The organism is Pseudomonas gingeri (assembly GCF_013386115.1).
GTDB classification, from domain to species: Bacteria; Pseudomonadota; Gammaproteobacteria; order Pseudomonadales; family Pseudomonadaceae; genus Aquipseudomonas; species Aquipseudomonas gingeri.
In genome coordinates, this window is sequence record NZ_JACAOR010000005.1 from 534,064 (window position 1) to 554,460 (window position 20,397).

The 20,397-nt window shown below is 62.5% G+C and carries 17 protein-coding genes; 13 read left to right on the forward strand and 4 right to left on the reverse strand.

Annotated features, from left to right (window positions below; all coding sequences use genetic code 11):
- Nucleotides 1-16: 16 nt before the first annotated feature.
- The 9 genes from pilW to HX881_RS10455 all read left to right on the forward strand — a co-directional run bounded on the left by pilW (nucleotide 17) and on the right by HX881_RS10455 (nucleotide 9,829).
- Nucleotides 17-775: a type IV pilus biogenesis/stability protein PilW gene (gene pilW, locus HX881_RS10415; protein ID WP_177084278.1), complete on the forward strand. Its 759-nt coding sequence runs from the start codon at nucleotides 17-19 to the stop codon at nucleotides 773-775.
- Nucleotides 775-1,776, forward strand: coding sequence for a RodZ domain-containing protein (locus HX881_RS10420; RefSeq protein ID WP_177084280.1), 1,002 nt, complete (start codon nucleotides 775-777; stop codon nucleotides 1,774-1,776). Before pilW ends, HX881_RS10420 begins: the two co-directional genes overlap by 1 nt.
- Nucleotides 1,777-1,779: 3 nt before the next feature.
- A complete protein-coding gene (gene ispG, locus HX881_RS10425; RefSeq protein ID WP_103032810.1) occupies nucleotides 1,780-2,889 on the forward strand; it encodes a flavodoxin-dependent (E)-4-hydroxy-3-methylbut-2-enyl-diphosphate synthase in 1,110 nt (369 codons plus the stop codon).
- Between the two features lie 23 nt (nucleotides 2,890-2,912).
- Nucleotides 2,913-4,202, forward strand: a complete 1,290-nt coding sequence (gene hisS / locus HX881_RS10430; RefSeq protein ID WP_177084283.1) for a histidine--tRNA ligase — start codon at nucleotides 2,913-2,915, stop codon at nucleotides 4,200-4,202.
- 41 nt (nucleotides 4,203-4,243) lie between these two features.
- Nucleotides 4,244-4,885, forward strand: coding sequence for a tetratricopeptide repeat protein (locus HX881_RS10435; protein ID WP_017123708.1), 642 nt, complete (start codon nucleotides 4,244-4,246; stop codon nucleotides 4,883-4,885).
- A complete protein-coding gene (gene bamB / locus HX881_RS10440) occupies nucleotides 4,878-6,029 on the forward strand; it encodes an outer membrane protein assembly factor BamB (RefSeq protein WP_042934352.1) in 1,152 nt (383 codons plus the stop codon). The genes HX881_RS10435 and bamB overlap by 8 nt, the downstream gene beginning before the upstream one ends.
- Before the next feature lie 281 nt (nucleotides 6,030-6,310).
- The gene (gene der / locus HX881_RS10445) at nucleotides 6,311-7,783 is read left to right on the forward strand and encodes a ribosome biogenesis GTPase Der (protein WP_017123710.1); all 1,473 of its coding nucleotides are present in this window, start codon (nucleotides 6,311-6,313) and stop codon (nucleotides 7,781-7,783) included.
- Nucleotides 7,784-7,898: 115 nt separating this feature from the next.
- Entirely contained in the window at nucleotides 7,899-9,047 is a 1,149-nt protein-coding gene (locus HX881_RS10450; RefSeq protein ID WP_017123711.1) for a pyridoxal phosphate-dependent aminotransferase, read from the forward strand.
- Nucleotides 9,035-9,829 (forward strand): amidohydrolase, encoded by a 795-nt coding sequence (locus HX881_RS10455; protein ID WP_177084285.1) that lies wholly within the window; start codon nucleotides 9,035-9,037, stop codon nucleotides 9,827-9,829. Before HX881_RS10450 ends, HX881_RS10455 begins: the two co-directional genes overlap by 13 nt.
- 301 nt (nucleotides 9,830-10,130) lie before the next feature.
- On the opposite strand, the gene leuA is transcribed toward HX881_RS10455, so the two are convergent.
- The 4 genes from leuA to HX881_RS10475 form a co-directional block, all read right to left on the reverse strand.
- On the reverse strand, nucleotides 10,131-11,813 hold the full coding sequence (leuA, locus tag HX881_RS10460) for a 2-isopropylmalate synthase (protein ID WP_017123713.1): 1,683 nt from the start codon (nucleotides 11,811-11,813) through the stop codon (nucleotides 10,131-10,133).
- A gap of 439 nt (nucleotides 11,814-12,252) precedes the next feature.
- The gene (locus HX881_RS10465; RefSeq protein ID WP_177084287.1) at nucleotides 12,253-13,074 is read right to left on the reverse strand and encodes a peptidoglycan DD-metalloendopeptidase family protein; all 822 of its coding nucleotides are present in this window, start codon (nucleotides 13,072-13,074) and stop codon (nucleotides 12,253-12,255) included.
- A gap of 18 nt (nucleotides 13,075-13,092) precedes the next feature.
- Nucleotides 13,093-14,472, reverse strand: coding sequence for an exodeoxyribonuclease VII large subunit (xseA, locus tag HX881_RS10470; protein WP_177084289.1), 1,380 nt, complete (start codon nucleotides 14,470-14,472; stop codon nucleotides 13,093-13,095).
- Between the two features lie 155 nt (nucleotides 14,473-14,627).
- The gene (locus HX881_RS10475) at nucleotides 14,628-15,527 is read right to left on the reverse strand and encodes a LysR substrate-binding domain-containing protein (RefSeq protein ID WP_177084291.1); all 900 of its coding nucleotides are present in this window, start codon (nucleotides 15,525-15,527) and stop codon (nucleotides 14,628-14,630) included.
- A gap of 100 nt (nucleotides 15,528-15,627) precedes the next feature.
- Between HX881_RS10475 and HX881_RS10480 the strand changes: the two genes are divergently transcribed.
- From HX881_RS10480 to guaA, 4 genes are all read left to right on the forward strand, one after another.
- A complete protein-coding gene (locus HX881_RS10480; protein ID WP_177084293.1) occupies nucleotides 15,628-16,395 on the forward strand; it encodes a sulfite exporter TauE/SafE family protein in 768 nt (255 codons plus the stop codon).
- A gap of 54 nt (nucleotides 16,396-16,449) precedes the next feature.
- Nucleotides 16,450-16,998 (forward strand): hypothetical protein, encoded by a 549-nt coding sequence (locus HX881_RS10485; RefSeq protein ID WP_017123719.1) that lies wholly within the window; start codon nucleotides 16,450-16,452, stop codon nucleotides 16,996-16,998.
- Between the two features lie 82 nt (nucleotides 16,999-17,080).
- A complete protein-coding gene (gene guaB / locus HX881_RS10490) occupies nucleotides 17,081-18,550 on the forward strand; it encodes an IMP dehydrogenase (protein ID WP_017123720.1) in 1,470 nt (489 codons plus the stop codon).
- Nucleotides 18,551-18,655: 105 nt separating this feature from the next.
- Complete coding sequence (gene guaA, locus HX881_RS10495; protein WP_017123721.1) at nucleotides 18,656-20,233, forward strand: glutamine-hydrolyzing GMP synthase; 1,578 nt, start codon at nucleotides 18,656-18,658, stop codon at nucleotides 20,231-20,233.
- Nucleotides 20,234-20,397: the final 164 nt, after the last annotated feature.

The window sequence follows — 20,397 nt, forward strand, 5'->3', positions numbered from 1 at the left end:
CCGAGAGAGGATCTCCATGACCGTGCGCACTGCGCTCCTTGTACTCTTTGCCGGCCTCCTGGCCGGCTGCGTTTCCTCGGGCAATATCGACCCGATGAGTACCAGCAAGGGGCGTGACGAGGCACGTACGGCCTATGTGCAACTGGGCATTGGTTACCTGCAGCAGGGCCAGACCGAGCAGGCCAAGGTTCCGCTCAAGAAAGCCCTGGAGCTGAACAGCTCCGATCCCGATGCCAACGCGGCCCTGGCGCTGGTGTTCCAGGCCGAGATGGAGTGGGACCTGGCGGACCAGCATTTCCGCAAGGCATTGTCGTCCCGTCCGGGCGATGCGCGGATCCTCAACAACTACGGTGGCTTCCTGTACGAGCGCAAGCAGTACAAGGACGCTTACCAGCGTTTCGAGCAGGCGGCGACCGACAGCCTGTATCCCGAGCGTTCGCGGGTCTACGAGAACCTTGGCCTGACCGCCCTGGCCCTCGGCAATCGCGACGACGCACGGCAGAACCTGGAAAAATCCCTGCGCCTGAACCGACAACAGCCACGCGCCTTGCTGGAAATGGCTGAGTTGTCTTACGAAGACAGGCATTATGTGCCCGCACGCGATTATTACGATCGCTTTAGCCTGCTGAGCGAGCAGAATGCACGTAGTCTGTTGCTCGGTATTCGACTGGCGAAGATTTACGAAGATCGCGACAAGGTCGCCAGTTACGGCCTGCAATTAAAACGACTCTATCCCGGTACGCCGGAATATCAGCAATACCTGTCGGAGCAATGATGAAAGCGGCGCATCCAGAAGTTGTAGCAGCGACTCGCGTAAACCCCGGTGAGACCCTGCGTCAGGCCCGCGAAAGCAATGGTTGGACGTTGGCCGAGGTGGCCCTGAAGCTCAATCTGACCACTACGTCGTTGAGTAACCTGGAGGCCGGCGCCTTCGACAAGCTGCCGGGGCATACCTTCGCCCGTGGTTATATCCGGGCCTACGCCAAGCTGCTGGGCATGGACCAGACCGTGCTGGTGCAGCAGTTCGACCAGTGCACCGGGACCGACTCCCAGGGCAGCAACGTGCATGCGCTGGGGCGGATCGAAGAGCCGGTGCGGGTTTCCCATACCATTTTGCGAATTGTCAGCCTGTTGCTGCTGATTGCGGTGATCGGTGGCGGTTTTGTCTGGTGGCAGGACCAGGCCAGCCTGCGCTCCAAGGACCAGGCAGCCATCAGCATGGAGCACGTCGAAGTCGAAAGCGCCGACGGCACCACCCAGATTCATCCGATCGACGAGCCGGAAGACCAGGCCGTCGCGGAAAACCAGTCCAATCCTGAAGCGACTCCCGGCGAGCCTTCGACCGAAACCCAGGCTGAAGCCCCGGCCCCATCCGCTCCAGTGGCCCCGGCCACGCCGGTCGTGGTGCCGGTCCCGCATGCCGCGCAGTCGCTGGTGGTGCCACCACAACCGGCGCCAACTCCGGTTTCGCCCGTGTCGCCGAGCGCCCCGGTCAATGGCGCGCCGGCCACTGCCGCTGCCGCACCGGTCGCCGGTGCCGGGCAGGTGCATGTGACCTTCGTCGCCGATTGCTGGACCCAGGTCACCGACGGTGGCGGCAAGGTCCTGTTCAGCGGCCTCAAGCGCAAGGGCGATATCCTCGAAGTCAGCGGCAAGCCGCCGTTCGCGGTGCGCCTGGGCTACGCCAAGGGTGCACAGATCACGTACAACGGTCAGGCGGTCGATGTCGCACCGTTCACCAGTGGCGAGACCGCTCGCCTGAAGCTAGGTCAATAAGTCATGCACGGCGAATCTCCAATCAAGCGTCGCGAATCGCGTAAAATCTGGGTCGGCTCGGTGCCGGTGGGCGGCGATGCGCCTATCGCGGTGCAGAGCATGACCAACAGCGACACCAATGATGTGGCCGCGACCGTGGCCCAGATCAACCGCCTGGAAGCCGCGGGCGTCGATATCGTCCGGGTTTCCGTGCCGGACATGGACGCTGCCGAGGCCTTCGGCCGGATCAAGCAACTGGTCAAGGTGCCATTGGTCGCCGACATCCATTTCGACTACCGGATCGCCCTGCGCGTGGCTGAGCTGGGCGTGGATTGCCTGCGGATCAACCCGGGCAACATCGGTCGCGAAGACCGCGTGCGCGCGGTGGTCGATGCCGCCCGTGACCGCGGGATCCCGATCCGTATCGGCGTCAACGCCGGTTCCCTGGAAAAGGACCTGCAGAAGAAGTACGGCGAACCGACCCCGGCTGCGCTGGTGGAGTCGGCCCTGCGTCACGTCGAGCACCTGGAGCGCCTGAACTTCCAGGACTTCAAGGTCAGCGTTAAGGCCTCCGATGTGTTCATGGCGGTAGAAGCCTACCGCCTGCTGGCCAAGGAAATCGTCCAGCCGTTGCACCTGGGCATCACCGAAGCCGGTGGTTTGCGTTCGGGCACGGTGAAATCGGCGGTCGGCCTCGGTATGCTGCTGGCCGAAGGGATTGGCGATACTATCCGCATCTCGTTGGCGGCCGACCCGGTCGAGGAAGTGAAAGTCGGCTACGACATCCTCAAGTCCCTGCACCTGCGGTCCCGTGGGATCAACTTCATCGCCTGCCCGAGCTGCTCGCGGCAGAACTTCGATGTGGTGAAGACCATGAACGAGCTGGAAGGGCGCCTGGAAGACCTGCTGGTGCCGCTGGATGTCGCGGTGATCGGCTGTGTGGTGAACGGTCCCGGTGAAGCCAAGGAAGCCCATATCGGCCTGACCGGCGGTACACCGAACCTGATCTACATCGATGGCAAGCCGGCGCAGAAACTGACGAATGACAACCTGGTGGATGAGCTGGAAAGGCTGATCCGGCAGAAGGCGGCCGAAAAGGTCGAGGCCGACGCGGCGCTGATCGCCCGCGGCTGAAACGAAGAATTTAAGGAAAATCTGTGAGCAAGTCTTTGCAAGCCATTCGTGGCATGAACGACATCCTGCCCGAGCAGACGCCGCTGTGGCGTTATTTCGAGGGCACTGTCGCGCGTTTGCTGGATAACTACGGTTACAAGCAGATCCGTATGCCGATCGTCGAGTTCACCGAGCTGTTCAAGCGCTCCATCGGTGAAGTGACCGACATCGTCGAAAAAGAGATGTACACCTTCGAGGACCGCAACGGCGACTCCCTGACCCTGCGTCCGGAAGGCACCGCGGCCTGTGTGCGTGCGGTGCTGGAGCACGGCATCACCGGTGGTGGCCAGCCGCAGAAACTCTGGTACATCGGCCCGATGTTCCGTCACGAGCGCCCGCAGAAGGGCCGTTACCGCCAGTTCCACCAGATCGGTTGCGAAGTCTTCAACATCGACGGTCCGGACATCGACGCCGAACTGATCGTGCTGACCTGGCGCCTGTGGGGCCTGCTGGGCATCCGCAACGCGGTCAAGCTCGAACTCAACAGCCTGGGCACCAGCGAGTCCCGTGGTCGTTATCGCGAAGCCCTGGTGGAGTTCCTTTCGGCCCGCCTCGACCAGCTGGATGAAGACAGCCAGCGCCGGTTGAAGACCAACCCGTTGCGCGTGCTCGATACCAAGAACGCCGATACCCAGGCGGTCCTGGTGGATGCGCCGAAGCTCGCCGACTACCTCGACGAAGAATCCCGCCTGCATTTCGAAGGCCTCAAGGCCCGCCTGGATGCCGCCGGTATTCCGTACGTGATCAATCCGAAGCTGGTGCGCGGCCTGGATTACTACAGCAAGACCGTTTTCGAATGGGTCACCGACCAGTTGGGCGCCCAGGGCACCGTGTGTGCCGGTGGTCGCTATGACGGCCTGGTGGAACAGATGGGCGGCAAGCCGACCCCGGGCGTGGGTTTTGCCATGGGCATCGAGCGCCTGATCCTGCTGCTGGAAACCCTGGAGCAGGTGCCGGAAGAGATTTCCCGCCAGGTCGATGTCTACCTGTGCGCGTTCGGCGAGGCTGCCGAGCTGGCGGCCCTGGCCCTGAGCGAGAAAGTCCGTGACCAGCTGCCGAACCTGCGTTTGCAGGTCAACGCCGGCGCCGGTAGCTTCAAGAGCCAGTTCAAGAAAGCTGACAAGAGTGGTGCGCTGTACGCCTTGATTCTCGGAGACGACGAATTGGCTCAGCAAGTGGTAGGTTTCAAACCCCTGCGTGGCCAGGGCGAGCAACAAAGCGTTGCCTGGGATGCTCTTTCCGAGCACTTGTCCACCTGCGTCGTGCAGGGTTGAAGCTGTAAAAACAGCCGATTTAGAGAATAAGGAGTATTGGGGTGTCGAGTTCCGAAGATGATCAGCTGGCGGAGTTGAAGGACTGGTGGCAGCGCAACGGCAAACCCCTGGTCACTGGCGGCCTGTTGGCGCTGGTGGTGGTGTTCGGCTGGCAGGCATGGCACAAATATCAGAGCAACCAGTCGCAAGGCGCCTCGGTGCTCTATCAGGAGTTGCTGGAGTCCACGCTGACGCCTGACGGCAAGCCTGATCCCGCGCGCGTCGCGGACCTGGCCGGCAAGCTCAACACCCAGTTCGGTGGCAGCGCCTACGCGCAGTACGGCAGCCTGTTCGTCGCGAAGGTCGCGGTCGACACCGGCAAGCTGGACGATGCCGCCACCGAGCTCAAGGCCGTGGTCGACAAACCGGTCAATGCCACCCTGGGCGAAGTCGCGCGTCAGCGCCTGGCCCAGGTCATGGCGGCACAGAACAAGGTCGACGATGCACTGAAACTGCTCGACGGCGATGCTGACAAGGCGTTCCTGGCCAGTCGCGAAGAGCTCAAGGGGGACCTGCTGGTTCAACTGGGTCGTACCGATGAAGCCCATGCTGCGTACCAAAAGGCCAAGGCGGCGCTGTCTGATGAAGCGGCGGTCGGTGGCTTACAAATCAAGCTCGACGACTTGGCCAAAGGGGATGCGTGACGTGATCCGTTGGAAACATGCAGCATTGCTGGCTCTGGCCATTCTGGCCGCGGGTTGCAGCAGCAACAGCAAGAAAGAACTGCCACCGGCCGAACTGACTTCCTTCAAGGAAGAAGTGGTTCTGCAGAAGCAGTGGAGCCGCTCCATCGGTGATGGCCAGGGCAAGATCTACAACATGCTGGTGCCGGCGGTCGACGGCGATACCATCTACGCGGCCGATGCGACCGGCGTGGTGGTCTCGATGGACCGCATGAACGGCGACGTGAAGTGGAAGAAGGACCTGGAGCTGCCGGTTTCCGGTGCGATCGGCGTCGGCTACGGCCTGGTGCTGATGGGGACCCTCAAGGGCGAGATCATTGCCCTGGATTCCAGCAGCGGCGAAGAGAAATGGCGCGCCCGTGTGACCAGCGAAGTCCTCGCGCCACCGGCCACCAATGGTGACGTGGTGGTGGTACAGACCCAGGATGACCGCGTGATCGGCCTCGATGCCGCCACCGGCAACCAGCGCTGGTTGTACGACAGTACTCCGGCGGTCCTGACCCTGCGTGGTACCGGCGCGCCGATCGTGACCAACCACCTCGCGGTGGCGGGCCTGTCGACCGGCAAGGTGGTCGCCCTGGATACCCAGAACGGCGTGCCGGCCTGGGAAACTCGCGTGGCGATTCCACAAGGTCGTTCGGAACTGGAGCGCGTGGTCGATATCGACGGTGGCCTGCTGTTGTCCGGCGGCACCCTGTATGTCGCCAGCTACCAGGGCCGCATGGCCGCACTGGACCTGGAAAGCGGTCGTGTACTCTGGCAGCGTGATGCTTCCAGCTACGCGGGTGTCGCCCAGGGCTTTGGCAGCGTCTACGTTGCCCTGGCGTCCGGTACCGTGGAGGGTGTCGACGAGCGTTCGACCACCGCTATCTGGAGCAACGACTCCCTGGCTCGCCGCCAGCTGTCGGCTCCGGAAGTGTTTTCCAGCTACGTGGCGGTCGGCGACTTCGAAGGCTACCTGCACCTGCTGAGCCAGGTGGACGGTCGTTTCGTCGGTCGCGAGCGTATCGACAGCGACGGTCTGCGTGCCCGTCCGCTGGTGGTGGGTGACATGATTTACGTGTATGGCAACAGCGGCAAACTGGAAGCCCTGACCATCAAGTAGTGTTTGGCACCTGAAGTCGCCGAGCGAAGATCAGGCAAGGCGAAGAGCAGTGAGCAAGCGGGGTTGACGTGTTCGTCAATGAGCATTGCGAACTGATCTTCAACGCAGCATGATCGAGTTCAGTCGCTTCAGGTGCAAAAAACAGGTTTGACTATGCTTGGGGGTACCCCCAAGCGGCCTTGCTCTGCAAGGTTCGCGGCACCTCGCGGTGCTGCCCCGAGCACCAGCCGCTGCCTCGCAGCGGCTTTTGTATTTTCTGAAATAACGAAGTGGAGAGCCGCATGGTTCCCGTAATCGCCCTGGTGGGCCGACCGAACGTCGGCAAGTCCACCTTGTTCAACCGCCTGACCAGGACTCGCGACGCCATCGTCGGCGACTTGTCCGGTCTGACCCGTGATCGCCAGTACGGTGAGGCAAAGTGGCAAGGGCGCTCCTATATCCTGATCGACACCGGCGGTATCTCCGGCGACGAGCATGGCATGGACGAAAAGATGGCCGAGCAGTCGCTGCTGGCCATTGAAGAAGCCGATGTCGTGCTGTTCCTGGTGGATGCCAAGGCCGGCTTCACCGCCGCCGACCAGATGATCGGCGAGCACCTGCGCAAGCGTAACAAGCGTTCCTACGTGGTTGCCAACAAGGTCGACAACATCGACCCGGACATGGCTCGCGCCGAGTTCAGCCCGATGGGCCTGGGCGACGCGATCCCGATCGCCGGCGCCCATGGTCGCGGCATCACCCAGATGCTGGAAATCGCCCTGCGCGACTTCCCCAAAGACGACGAGGAAGAGCCGGAAGACGGCGAAGCCGAGGAAGTCGCCGAAGGTGAAGAAGCCAAGCGCATTCCCGGTCCGAGCGAGAAGGATGGCATCAAGATCGCCATTATCGGTCGGCCGAACGTGGGCAAGTCGACCCTGGTCAACCGCATGCTCGGTGAAGACCGGGTCATCGTCTATGACCAGCCCGGCACCACCCGCGACAGCATCTACATTCCGTTCGAACGCAACGAGGAAAAGTACACGCTGATCGACACCGCCGGTGTGCGCAAGCGCGGCAAGATCCACGAGGAAGTCGAAAAGTTCTCCGTGGTGAAAACCCTGCAGGCGATCAAGGACGCCAACGTCGTGATCTTCGTCATGGACGCCCGCGAAGGCGTGGTCGACCATGACCTCAACCTGCTCGGTTTCGCCCTGGAGTCCGGTCGCGCGCTGGTCATCGCCCTGAACAAGTGGGACGGCATGACCCCGGGCGAACGCGACTTCGTGAAGATCGAGCTGGAGCGCCGGCTGTTCTTCGTCGACTTCGCCGACATCCACTTCATCTCGGCCCTGCACGGCACGGGCGTGGGCAACCTGTACCAGTCGGTGCAGAACTCGTTCAAGTCGGCGGTCACCCGCTGGCCGACCAGCCGCCTGACCCAGATCCTCGAGGATGCCGTGGTCGAGCACGCCCCGCCGATGGTCAACAACCGCCGGATCAAGCTGCGCTACGCTCACCTGGGTGGTGCCAACCCGCCGCTGATCGTGATCCACGGCAACCAGGTCGAGAAAGTACCGAAGTCTTATGTGCGTTACCTGGAAAACACTTACCGCCGTGTCCTGAAGCTGGTCGGTACGCCGATCCGCATCGAGTTCAAAGGTGGCGAGAACCCGTACGAAGGCAACAAGAACACGCTGACCGACCGCCAGGTCAACAAGAAGCGTCGTTTGATGTCGCACCACAAGAAAGCCGACAAGAAGCGCCGCGACAAGCGCTGATTGCGGACCTGCGAAAGGGCGCCCATGGCGCCCTTTTTCATGCCTGGCGGATACGTTATCCTCGAAGCCTCCCGTGCCGTCGTAGAGCCGGGTGTTCAGCAGGGAAAACGGCCCCATGATCACCAGCAAGCTGCCGAATGTCGGCACCACTATCTTTACCCGGATGTCCCAGCTCGCGGTGGAAACCGGCGCGCTGAACCTGTCCCAGGGCTTCCCTGACTTTGATGGACCGCAAGCCCTGCGCGATGCGGTTGGCCGGCATATCGCCAGTGGCCACAACCAGTATGCGCCGATGACCGGCCTGCCGGCCCTGCGTCAGCAGGTGGCGGCGAAGGTCTTCAACAGCTATGGCGTCCATGTGAACGCCGATGCGGAAGTGACCATCACCCCCGGCGCGACCCAGGGCATCTTCTGTGCGATCCAGGCGGTGATTCATCCGGGCGATGAAGTCATCGTCTTCGACCCCAGCTATGACAGCTATGAACCTTCGGTGGAGTTGGCCGGCGGTCGTTGCATCCACGTGCAACTGGGCCTCGACGACTTCGCCATCGACTGGCAGAAACTCCGCGATGCCCTCAGCCCGCGGACCCGGATGATCATCCTCAACACCCCGCACAACCCGAGCGGGGCGCTGATCAGCCATGGCGAACTGGATCAACTGGCGGCGCTGATCGCCGACCGGGATATCTACGTGGTCAGCGACGAGGTCTACGAGCACCTGGTCTATGACGGCGTGCCCCACGCCAGCGTGCTGGCCCATGAGGCGTTGTATCAGCGCGCCTTTGTCGTCAGTTCGTTCGGCAAGACCTACCACGTCACCGGCTGGAAGACCGGCTACGTGATCGCACCACCGGCGCTGACCGCCGAACTGCGCAAGGTGCACCAGTACGTCAGCTTCTGTGGCGTGACCCCGCTGCAATATGCCCTGGCCGACTACATGGAGGCGCATCCCGAGCATGTCGAGCAATTGCCGGCGTTCTATCAGGGCAAGCGCGACCTGTTCTGCGATCTGCTCAGTCAGTCGCGGTTCAGCTTCAAGCGGGTGGCGGGGACCTACTTCCAGCTGGTCGACTACTCACGGATTCGCCCGGACCTGAACGATGTCGACATGGCGGTATGGATGACCCGCGAGCATGGCGTGGCGGCGATTCCGGTCTCGGTGTTCTACCAGAACCCGCCGGAAGGCCAGCGCCTAGTCCGTCTGTGTTTTGCCAAGCGCGAGGAGACGTTGCGTGAAGCCGCGGAGAAGTTATGCGTGATTTGAGCCGATTGCCTGATCTGAACGTGGCGCTGGTGCAGACCACCCTGGCCTGGCACGACCGCCAGGCCAACCTCGAACATTTCGAGCTGCTGCTGGAGCAGGCGAGGGGGGCTGACCTGGTGATCCTGCCGGAGATGTTCACCACCGGCTTTTCCATGGAATCGCAGACCCTGGCCGAAGCCGAAAACGGTCCGACCAGCCACTGGCTGCGCGAGCAGGCGCAAAAGCTCGGTGCGGTGATCACCGGCAGCGTGATTATCCGCGCCGCCGATGGCAGCCACCGCAATCGCCTGTTGTGGGCGCGGCCGGATGGCGAGGTGCTGCACTATGACAAGCGCCATCTGTTCCGCATGGCGGGCGAGCACAATCATTACACTCCGGGCGAGCGCCAGGTGCAGTTCGAACTCAAGGGGTGGCGGGTACGCCCGCTGATCTGCTATGACCTGCGTTTTCCGGTCTGGAGCCGCGACGCCCAGGACACCGACCTGCTGCTCTACACCGCGAACTGGCCGGGGGCGCGGCGTTTGCACTGGAACCGCCTGCTGCCGGCCCGGGCGATCGAGAACCTGTGCTACGTGGCGGCCGTGAATCGCATCGGCACCGATGGCAAGGGTTTCGCCTACACCGGCGACAGCCAGGTGCTGGACTTCCAGGGTGAGTCGTTGCTGGGGACCGGGGAGGCCGACGGGGTCTTCCAAGTGACCCTGAGCGCGGCGGAGCTGGCTGCCTATCGCGAGCGTTTTCCGGCCAACCTGGATGCTGATACCTTTGTGTTGAATCAGTAACGCCGCGTTATCGTTCATCGCCAGCAAGCCGGCTCCCACAAGGCATTTGTGGCGCACGCTGATCTGCGGTTTGGCATGCTCTCCTGTGGGAGCCGGCTTGCCGGCGATGGCGTCCGAATAGTCGCAGCAAGGCTTGCGGGCCTCATCGCCGGCAAGCCAGCTCCTACAAAGTCCTGGAGACGCTGATATTCTGCGTCGAGGCCCCGACCTGTGGGAGCCGGCTTGCTGGCGATGGCATACTCGAACGCACAAAAAAGCCCCGGGGTTTTCACCACCGGGGCCTTTTCATTGCAGTCGACGCTTATGCCGCCTTGGTGGCATCCACCTGGCTCAGCGAGCGGTTCAGCGCGCTGAACAGGGCCTTGAAGCTGGCGGTGGTGATGTTTTCATCGATACCCACGCCGTGCACCGCACGTTCGCCGTTCACTCGCAGCTCGATATAGGCCGCTGCCTTGGCATTGGTCCCGGCCCCGATGGCGTGCTCGTTGTAGTCCATGATTTCCACCGGAACCGGCAGGCCGGCCACCAGGGCTTCCAAGGCGCCGTTGCCCTTGCCGCGCCAGTGCAGGTTGGTTTCGCCCTGGCCCTTGCCGGAGACTTCCACTTCAACTGCGCTGTGACCGTTCTCTTCCTGCAGGCGATGGCTGACCAGCGCGTACGGGGTGTTGGCCTGCAGGTACTCGCTGTGGAGCAGGGCATGGATCTGCTGTGCGGTCATCTCCAGGCCGAGACGGTCGGTTTCGCGCTGGACCACCTGGCTGAACTCGATCTGCATGCGACGTGGCAGGCTGATGCCGTATTCCTGTTCCAGCAGATAGGCGATACCGCCCTTGCCCGACTGACTGTTGACGCGGATCACCGCCTCGTAGCTGCGACCGATGTCGGCCGGGTCGATCGGCAGGTAGGGCACTTCCCACAGGCCGTCGGATTTCTGCTGGGCGAAGCCCTTGCGGATCGCGTCCTGGTGGGAGCCGGAGAAAGCGGTGTGAACCAGGTCGCCGACATACGGATGACGCGGGTGCACCTGGATCTGGTTGCACTCCTCGACCACCTTGCGCACGCCATCGATATCGGAGAAGTCCAGCTCGGGGTCGAGACCCTGGGTGTACATGTTCAGGGCCACGGTCACCAGGTCGACGTTACCGGTACGCTCGCCGTTGCCGAACAGGCAGCCTTCGACACGGTCGGCGCCGGCCATCAGGCCCAGCTCGGTGGCGGCCACGCCGGTGCCACGGTCGTTGTGGGTGTGCAGGCTGATGATCACGCTGTCACGGCGGTTGATATGACGACCGAACCACTCGATCTGGTCGGCATAGATGTTCGGTGTGGCGCATTCGACGGTCGCGGGCAGGTTGAGGATCACCTTGTGCTCGGGCGTCGGGTTCCAGACTTCGATCACCGCGTCACAGACTTCCTTGGCGAACTCCAGCTCGGTGGCGCTGAAAGTTTCCGGCGAGTACTCGAACTGCCACTGGGTTTCCGGCTGCTGGGCGGCATATTTGACGAACAGCTTGGCCGCGTTCACCGCGATGTCCTTCACGCCCTGCTTGTCCTGGTTGAAGACGATGCGGCGGAACGACGGGCTGGTGGCGTTGTAGAGGTGCACGATGGCTTTCTTCGCGCCGCGCAGGGATTCGAAGGTGCGGGCGATGAGGTCTTCACGGGCCTGGGTCAGCACCTGGATGGTGGTGTCGTCGGGGATATGGCCTTCTTCGATCAGCGTCCGGACGAAGTCGAAGTCGGTTTGCGAAGCGGCCGGGAAGGACGCTTCGATTTCCTTGACGCCGACACTGACCAGGGTTTTCCAGAAACGCAGCTTTTTCACTGCGTCCATCGGTTCGATCAGCGACTGGTTGCCGTCGCGCAGGTCGGAGCTGCACCAGATCGGCACGCTGGTGATGGTTTTCGATGGCCAGGTGCGATCGGGCAGATCGATGGTCGGAAATGCGCGGTACTTCGAAGACGGGTCTTTGAGCATGCTCATGGAGAAATTCCTTGTGGTCAGGGCCGAAAAGAGGCGGCCATCCGGTAAAACGTTGTCAGGGAGAAACCTGGGGATGAGGCACCGCGATTCAGCCCGGCAGTCGTGCACTGACGAGGCAGAGGCTGCGGTGTTGACGGCGCTGAATGAGGGTGTGGGAAGTTTTCATGCTTTCAACCCTAACCACTGGGGTGAAAGATGGCAAGCCTGTGGGAAAAATTGAGAGGAATACCCGTAAAATTGGCTTGTACGAGATTTTATTTTGCGTGAGTGGCGGAAAGTCTAGAACAATTGCGCACTATTTTGGCGCTGCTGCTGGTCGCGATGCCGATCTGCGCGGCGAGTGCGCTCCTTGTGGTAGCCGACTCGCAAGATCGATGCAAGGCTCAAGGGCCTCATCGCTGGCAAGCCAGCTCCTGCAAAGGGGCGTGGGTCCTTGGGATCAGGGTTGGAACGCGCCGATAAAGATCGCCGGATCGACCCGTGTTTCATTGAGGCTGATATTCCAGTGCAGATGCGGCCCTGTCGCCCGCCCGGTCGCACCGACCAGGCCGACCACCGCGCCGCGTGCCAGTGACTGGCCTGCTTTGACATCGATCCTGGAAAGATGACAGAACATGCTGATAAAACCCTGGCCATGATCGACGAACACGGTGTTGCCATTGAAGAAGTAGTTGCCGGTCAGGATCACCTTGCCGGCGGCCGGCGCCTTGATCGGCGTGCCGGTGGGCACGGCGAAATCCAGTCCCGCGTGTGGGTTGCGTTCTTCGCCATTGAAGAAACGCCGCACGCCGAACTTGCTCGACAGCGGGCCGTTCACGGGTTTGTCCAGCAGCAGGTTGCTCGGGGCCACGGGACTGAAGGTGCGATAGGCCGCCAGTTGTGCGACCACTTCGGCATCGATGCGTTTGACGTCTTCGGGATTCGGATTGACCTGGCGTTTGTTTTTCAGGGTGATGTGCTGTTCCTGATACTTCTTGGGGCCGACCCTGAAGTCGAGGTTGCGATTGCCCGAACTGATCTGCTGGCTGCCGGGTTTGACGGTCAGCGGGATACCGACGATCGCCAGCCAGTTGTTCTGCTCCTTGACCACCAGCACCGGTTTGCCCTGGTAGCTGGCCTTGGGCGCCTGGGCCGCGGGGCCGAGATCGACCACGGCTACGCCGCCGGGCACGGGTTTGTTCAGCAGGCGGGTGATATAGCTGTCCGCGTGGGCGTTGAAGGCCAGGCCCAGCACCAGCAGGGCGGCAAGAAAACGGGGCATGCTCGGGTCCCTTGAGATTCAGTCCAGTAGAGAAAGGGTGACAGGCGTCAGGTGGTTGTCTTCGACTCGCACCTGCAGTTCGCCTTCCGCCAGTTTCGCCTTCAGGCGCTGGCCGGGGCGAGTCTGCCCGGCACTGCGGATCGCCTGCCCACGCTCGTCCAGCAGGATACTGTAGCCACGTCCCAGGGTTGCCAACGGACTTACTACATGAAGTGTCTGCACCTGGCTTTGCAGTTGCAGGCGCCGGGCCTTGAGGCCTTCGCGCATGGCCCGGGGCAGGCGTTCGGACAGGCTCTCCAGGCGCTGGCGCAGCAGGGCCAGCTGACGGCCCGGATGTTGCCCGGCGAGACGGGTTTCCAGGCGCAGCAGTTTTTCCCGGCGGGTATTGAGCTGGCGTTCGAACGCCCGGCGCATGCGCATGTCCAGGTCATCCAGGCGCTGGGCCTGCTGGCGCAGGCGCTCGCCGGGGTGGCGCAGGCGTCGGGCGAGGCCATCGAGGCGCAGGCGGTCGCGCATCAGCCGGTCGCGGATACGCATCACCAGCCGGCGGTGCAGGCTCTCGACCCGGCGTTGCAGGTCGCTGGAATCGGGGGCCAGCAGTTCCGCGGCCGCCGAAGGCGTCGGGGCCCGGACGTCGGCCACGAAGTCGCTGATGGACACATCGGTTTCATGACCGACGGCGCTGACAATCGGCGTCACGCAGGCATCCACGGCGCGGGCCACGGTCTCTTCGTTGAAGCACCAGAGGTCTTCCAGCGAGCCGCCGCCACGGGCCAGGATCAGCGCATCGAAGCCCTTGGCATCGGCGATTCTCAAGGCGCGCACGATCTGCGCCGTGGCTTCGCGGCCCTGGACCGCCGTGGGAATCAGGGTCAGCTCGACTTGCGGCGCGCGGCGGCGGAAGACGCTGATGATGTCGCGGATCACCGCGCCGGTCGGTGAGCTGATGATGCCGATCCGTTGCGGGTGAGCGGGCAGGCCAACCTTGCGTTCGGCGCTGAACAGGCCTTCGGCGTCGAGCTTTTCCTTGAGCGCGTCGAATGCCAGGCGCAGCGCGCCATCGCCGGCCGGCTCAACGGTATCGAGGATCAACTGGTAGTCGCCCCGGCCCTCGAACAGCGAGACCTTGCCTCGCACCTTGACTGCCAGGCCATCCTTCAACGCCTGGCGCACGCGTGCGGCGTTCTGCCGGAACAGCGCGCAACGCACCTGGGCGCCGCTGTCCTTGAGGGTGAAATAGATGTGGCCGGAGGCCGGGCGGGCGAGGTTGGAGATTTCGCCTTCGACCCAGATATTGCTGAACACGTCTTCCAGCAACACCCGCGCGCGGCCGTTGAGCTGGCTGACAGTGAGGACTTCGCGGTCGAGGCCCAGGCGTGAAAAGGGATCTTTAATCATGGGCCGCATGATAAAGGCATTCGGTTGCCAATCTCCATGGCTATGAGCACTCCCCGTGTGGGAGCCGGCTTGCTGGCGATGGCGCCCGAGTACTCGCAGCAGGGCTTGCGGGCCTCATCGCTGGCAAGCCAGCTCCTACAGGTTTATCGGTGTTTTCAAGGGCGTTGCAGGTCTTCGCTGAAGCGCTCGACAAATTGCGCCACCAGCGGCGTCGGCTCCTGTCGACAGGCGAGGGCCAGGGTGCTCTGGCAATCCGGGTCCTTGAGGGGCAGGAAATGGATATTGCCCGGCGCAATGTCGCGCATCGACTCGGGCAGCAGGGCGATGCCGAATCCCGCCTGGATCAACTGCAACTGGGTGGTCTTGCGCGACACCACCCGGGCGGCGCGGGGAAAGAAGCCCTGGCGCATGCACAACTCCGCCGACAGGTAGCTCAAGCCGCCGCGCTGGGGGTGAGGAATGGAAATAAACGCCTCGTCCTTCAGCAGCGCCATGTCGATGCCCTCGGTCGAGTCTGCCAGCGGATGATTCGGCGGCACCGCCAGGAGCAACCGCTCGCTGTACAACGGCACGATCTGCACCCCCTCACGCTGGCGCAGTACCGGCAGGCGCAGCAGACCGATATCCAGCCGCCCCTCGGCCAGTTCTTCCAGCTGGGCCTCGGAGGACAGCTTGACGATATCCATCGATGCCCCCGGACTCTGTTCGAGGAAATGACTGATTGCTCGCAACAGTCTGCCGCTCATCGGGACGGTACTCGAGTGACTGAGGCGCAGGGTGCCGAGTTGGCCCTTGCCGACCTGGGTAGCCAGCTCGCTGGCCTTGCTCAGTTCGCCCAGCAGGTTTCTCGCCCGCGGATAGAAGGCCTCGCCGGCAGCGGTCAGTCGCGGCAGGCGCGCCGTGCGTTCGAACAACGGCGTCTGCAAATGGTTTTCCAGCTCCTTGATCTGCCGGCTCAGGGCGGACTGCGCGATAAACAAACGTTCGGCGGCCGCACTGAAGCTGCCGGATTCGGCGATCTCGACGAAGTAGCGCAGTTGGCGGGTGGAAATCACAAGTCATGCCTTTTCGAGATGAGTAGCGGGCTTTGAATATATTAGTCGCAAGGCTCGCCACTGGCTAAAGTCAATCGAACCCATTGTGGAAGTGTTCTTCATGAGTCTTGTCGCGCTGTTGAACCAATGGCCATTCAGTGCCACCGACTGGCTGGTGGTGGAACTGGGCATTGCCCTGGCCTATATCGTCTTTGGCGTGGCCGGGTTTGGTACGGCGCTGGTGGCGGGACCGATCCTGATCCTGTTCATGCCGTTGTCGAAGATCGTGCCGTTGCTGGTGCTGCTGGATTTTGTCGCGGCGTTCGGCAACCTGCTGCCGTCACGCAAGGATGTCGCCAGGTCCGAGTTACTGCGGTTGCTGCCGTGCATGGCCGTGGGCTGCACGCTTGGCGTGGTCTTTCTGCTGAATCTGCATTCCGATGTATTGCTGCTGTTGATGGGCCTGTTCATCAGCGCCTATGCGATCCATAGCCTGCTGATCAAGGTCCGCCCCGGGCAGTTGGCGGCGGCCTGGGCGGTGCCCATGGGCACCGTGGGCGGGATGTTCGGGGCGCTGTTCGGCAGTGGCGGTTTTCTCTATGCCATCTATCTCAACAGTCGTTTGCCCAAGGATGCGGCGCGGGCCACGCAAAGTGCGCTGATCAGTTGCAGCACGGTGGTGCGTCTGTCGCTATTCGTGATCGCCGGGGTCTATGCCGAGCTACCCTTGTTGCTGTTGGCGGTGTGCTTGTTGCCGGCGATGGCGCTGGGGTTGTGGATCGGCCGACGTCTGACCCGACGGCTGTCACGGGAAGCCTTCGTGCGCCTGGTGACCTGGCTGGTACTGGCCAGCGGCATCGCCCTGATCACCCGTTATTTCAGTACTTGACCTGATGGTGGCAGGGATTAAGCTGCCGGGTCGCAAACGCTCCAGGCCGTCCCCATGAACTCCCAAAGCATCATTGTCCCGAAAATCTCCACCTTGCCGGTCCATGAGCCAAGGGCCCGGGCCATCGTGCGCTGGCTGGTGCGCAAGAACATCATCGAGGAAGAACTCACCACCTGCGGTCGCACCGGCAATCGCATGGGCCATGCCATCGCGCCCGGTGCCGCCGAGGTGGTCCTGCATCCCCAGGCGTTGCCGTTCGGCGAGCCGATCAACGGCCTGGAGATCATCACCAAGCGCTGCATCTATACCCCGGCCAAGGGCTTTCTCGAGGAGGCGGGATGTGCCGAGTGTCGCAAGGAAGTCGGCGAGGCCCTGTTCGACAGCCTGGAAGACTGGATGCCGGGGCGCACCGAAAACTTCATCTGTCCGTTGTGCGGGCACGAAGACGATATCAACGGTTTCCTGTTCCTGCAGGAGTGCGGCTTTTCCAACCTGGGTTTCATCTTCAACAACTGGGCGGAAGCCGGCTTCAAGCAGGCTTTTCTCGATGAGTTCGCCGACTGGCTGGACCAGCCGGTGGCCTGGGTGAAAGTCGAGCTGTAAATAGGCCAAGGTTTACATTGAGCCCAGGGCCTTGTATGAGTATAATGGCGCGCTTCCATTTTCCCGCTCGGGAGCCCCCGCGATGCTGCGTATCAGCCAAGAAGCTCTGACCTTCGACGACATTCTCCTAGTGCCCGGTTATTCCGAGGTGCTTCCCAACGAAGTCAGTCTCAAGACCCGTCTCACCCGTGGCATCGAGCTGAATATTCCGCTGGTTTCCGCCGCCATGGACACCGTGACCGAAGCCCGTCTGGCCATTGCCATGGCCCAGGAAGGCGGTATCGGCATCATCCACAAGAACATGACCATCGAGCAGCAGGCTGCCGAAGTGCGCAAGGTCAAGAAGTTCGAAGCCGGTGTCGTCAAGGACCCGATCACCATCGAGGCCGATGCCTCGGTACGTGACCTGCTCGAACTGACCCGCATGCACAACATCTCCGGTGTGCCGGTACTGCACGACGGCGACCTGGTCGGCATCGTCACCTCGCGCGACGTGCGTTTCGAAACCCGCATGGATGTCCCGGTTCGCGAAGTGATGACGCCCAAAGAGCGCCTGGTCACTGTCCGCGAAGGCGCCAACAAGCACGAAGTCCGCGAGCTGCTGCACAAGCACCGCCTGGAAAAAGTGCTGATCGTCGACGACAAGTTCGCCCTCAAGGGCATGATGACCGTCAAGGACATCGAGAAATCCAAGGCCTGGCCACTGGCGAGCAAGGACGACCAGGGTCGCCTGCGTGTCGGTGCCGCGGTCGGTACCGGCAAGGACACAGCTGATCGCGTTGCTGCGCTGGTCAATGCCGGTGTCGACGTGGTGGTGGTCGACACCGCCCACGGTCACTCCAAGGGTGTGATCGACCGCGTTCGCTGGGTCAAGCAGAACTTCCCGGAAGTACAGGTGATCGGCGGCAACATCGCCACCGGCGCTGCCGCCAAGGCCCTGGCCGAGGCAGGCGCGGATGCGGTCAAGGTCGGTATCGGCCCTGGCTCGATCTGCACCACCCGTATCGTCGCTGGTGTCGGCGTCCCGCAGATCAGCGCCATCGCCAACGTCGCCGCCGCCCTTGAAGGCACCGGCGTCCCGTTGATCGCCGACGGCGGCATCCGTTTCTCCGGTGACCTGTCCAAGGCCATCGTTGCCGGTGCCTCCTGCGTGATGATGGGTTCGATGTTCGCCGGTACCGAAGAGGCTCCGGGCGAGATCGAGCTGTTCCAGGGGCGTTCCTACAAGGCCTATCGTGGCATGGGTTCGCTGGGTGCGATGTCGCAGTCCCAGGGTTCCTCCGACCGTTACTTCCAGGACTCCTCCGCGGGTGCCGAGAAGCTGGTGCCGGAAGGTATCGAAGGTCGCGTCCCGTACAAGGGCACCCTGACCGCCATCGTCCATCAACTGATGGGCGGCCTGCGTTCCTCGATGGGCTACACCGGCAGCGCCAACATCGAGGAAATGCGCACCAAGCCTGAATTCGTGCGCATCACCGGTGCCGGCATGGCCGAATCTCACGTCCACGACGTGCAGATCACCAAGGAAGCTCCAAACTATCGCGTAGGTTGATAGTGATCGCCTCCTGGTGCTGACCTGGAGGCGATTGATGAATTTGAACCGGGGCTGTTGATGACAGCCCCGTGTTGTTTCTGATTTCACAGACGAGAATGACCCATGGCCCTCGACATTCACGCCCACCGCATCCTGATCCTCGACTTCGGTTCCCAATACACCCAACTGATCGCCCGCCGCGTGCGTGAAATCGGCGTGTACTGCGAACTGCATCCGTTCGACATGGACGACGAAGCGATTCGCGAATTCGCTCCCAAAGGCGTCATCCTCGCCGGCGGTCCCGAGTCCGTGCACGAAGCCAACAGCCCGCGTTGCCCGCAGGCGGTGTTCGACCTGGGCGTGCCAGTCTTCGGTATCTGCTACGGCATGCAGACCATGGCCGAGCAGATGGGCGGCAAGGTCGAAGGTTCCGAGCTGCGTGAATTCGGTTATGCCCGTGTCGATGTGGTCGGCAAGAGCCGCCTGCTGGACGGCATCGAAGACCACGTCGACGCCGACGGCCTGTTCGGTCTCGACGTCTGGATGAGCCACGGTGACAAGGTCACCCGCATGCCGGAAGACTTTCACATCCTGGCCAGCACCCCGAGCTGCCCGATTGCCGGCATGTTCAACGACGACCTGCGTTACTACGGCGTGCAGTTCCACCCGGAAGTGACCCACACCAAGCAGGGCGGTCGTATCCTGTCGCGCTTCATCCTCGATATCTGTGGCTGTGAAGCGCTGTGGACCCCGTCGAAGATCGCCGAAGACGCCATCGCCCAGGTGCGTGCCCAGGTGGGGACCGACAACGTCCTGCTGGGCCTGTCTGGCGGTGTCGACTCCTCGGTGGTTGCGGCCCTGCTGCACAAGGCCATCGGCGACCAGCTGACCTGCGTCTTCGTCGACAACGGCCTGCTGCGCCTGCACGAAGGCGAGCAAGTGATGGCCATGTTCGCCGAGAACATGGGCGTCAAGGTGATCCGCGCCAACGCCGAAGAACAGTTCCTGAACAACCTGGCCGGCGAGTCCGACCCGGAGAAGAAGCGCAAGATCATCGGCCGGACCTTTATCGACGTGTTCGATGCCGAATCCTGCAAGCTGGACAACATCAAGTACCTGGCCCAGGGCACCATCTACCCGGACGTGATCGAGTCGGCTGGCGCAAAAAGCGGCAAGGCCCACGTGATCAAGTCCCACCACAACGTCGGTGGCCTGCCGGAAGAGATGAACCTCAAGCTGGTCGAGCCGCTGCGCGAGCTGTTCAAGGACGAGGTCCGTCGCCTCGGCCTGGAACTCGGCCTGCCGTACGACATGGTCTATCGCCACCCATTCCCGGGCCCGGGCCTGGGCGTGCGGATCCTGGGTGAAGTGAAGAAGGAATACGCTGACCTGCTGCGTCGCGCCGACCATATCTTCATCGAAGAACTGCGCAAGGCCGACTGGTACCACAAGGTCAGCCAGGCTTTCGTGGTGTTCCAGCCGGTGAAATCGGTGGGTGTGGTCGGTGACGGTCGTCGTTACGCCTGGGTCGTGGCCCTGCGCGCGGTGGAAACCATCGACTTCATGACCGCCCGTTGGGCACACCTGCCGTACGAACTGCTGGAAACCGTCAGCGGCCGGATCATCAACGAGATCGAAGGCATCTCCCGCGTCACCTACGACGTGTCGAGCAAGCCGCCGGCAACCATCGAGTGGGAATGATCCCCGAGTGATATAGGCCTCAAGCGTTGAAAGCAAGGGCGGTCATACCTCGGTATGACCGCCTTTTTCGTTTCAGGCGGTAAGGAAATTCGGCGTTTCTACCCGCGCAATATCCCGCAAACACATTGATCCAACTGGGTTTTCTGTCTCCCTACACTCAAGAA

What these genes read in the sequence shown, in the direction of transcription:
- pilW (WP_177084278.1), top strand. Translation starts at nt 17, where the DNA reads ATGACCGTGCGCACTGCGCTCCTTGTACTCTTTGCCGGCCTCCTGGCC.
- HX881_RS10420 (WP_177084280.1), top strand. Translation starts at nt 775, where the DNA reads ATGAAAGCGGCGCATCCAGAAGTTGTAGCAGCGACTCGCGTAAACCCC.
- ispG (WP_103032810.1), top strand. Translation starts at nt 1,780, where the DNA reads ATGCACGGCGAATCTCCAATCAAGCGTCGCGAATCGCGTAAAATCTGG.
- bamB (WP_042934352.1), top strand. Translation starts at nt 4,878, where the DNA reads ATGCGTGACGTGATCCGTTGGAAACATGCAGCATTGCTGGCTCTGGCC.
- der (WP_017123710.1), top strand. Translation starts at nt 6,311, where the DNA reads ATGGTTCCCGTAATCGCCCTGGTGGGCCGACCGAACGTCGGCAAGTCC.
- HX881_RS10450 (WP_017123711.1), top strand. Translation starts at nt 7,899, where the DNA reads ATGATCACCAGCAAGCTGCCGAATGTCGGCACCACTATCTTTACCCGG.
- HX881_RS10455 (WP_177084285.1), top strand. Translation starts at nt 9,035, where the DNA reads ATGCGTGATTTGAGCCGATTGCCTGATCTGAACGTGGCGCTGGTGCAG.
- leuA (WP_017123713.1), bottom strand. Translation starts at nt 11,813, where the DNA reads ATGAGCATGCTCAAAGACCCGTCTTCGAAGTACCGCGCATTTCCGACC.
- HX881_RS10465 (WP_177084287.1), bottom strand. Translation starts at nt 13,074, where the DNA reads ATGCCCCGTTTTCTTGCCGCCCTGCTGGTGCTGGGCCTGGCCTTCAAC.
- xseA (WP_177084289.1), bottom strand. Translation starts at nt 14,472, where the DNA reads ATGATTAAAGATCCCTTTTCACGCCTGGGCCTCGACCGCGAAGTCCTC.
- HX881_RS10480 (WP_177084293.1), top strand. Translation starts at nt 15,628, where the DNA reads ATGAGTCTTGTCGCGCTGTTGAACCAATGGCCATTCAGTGCCACCGAC.
- HX881_RS10485 (WP_017123719.1), top strand. Translation starts at nt 16,450, where the DNA reads ATGAACTCCCAAAGCATCATTGTCCCGAAAATCTCCACCTTGCCGGTC.
- guaB (WP_017123720.1), top strand. Translation starts at nt 17,081, where the DNA reads ATGCTGCGTATCAGCCAAGAAGCTCTGACCTTCGACGACATTCTCCTA.
- guaA (WP_017123721.1), top strand. Translation starts at nt 18,656, where the DNA reads ATGGCCCTCGACATTCACGCCCACCGCATCCTGATCCTCGACTTCGGT.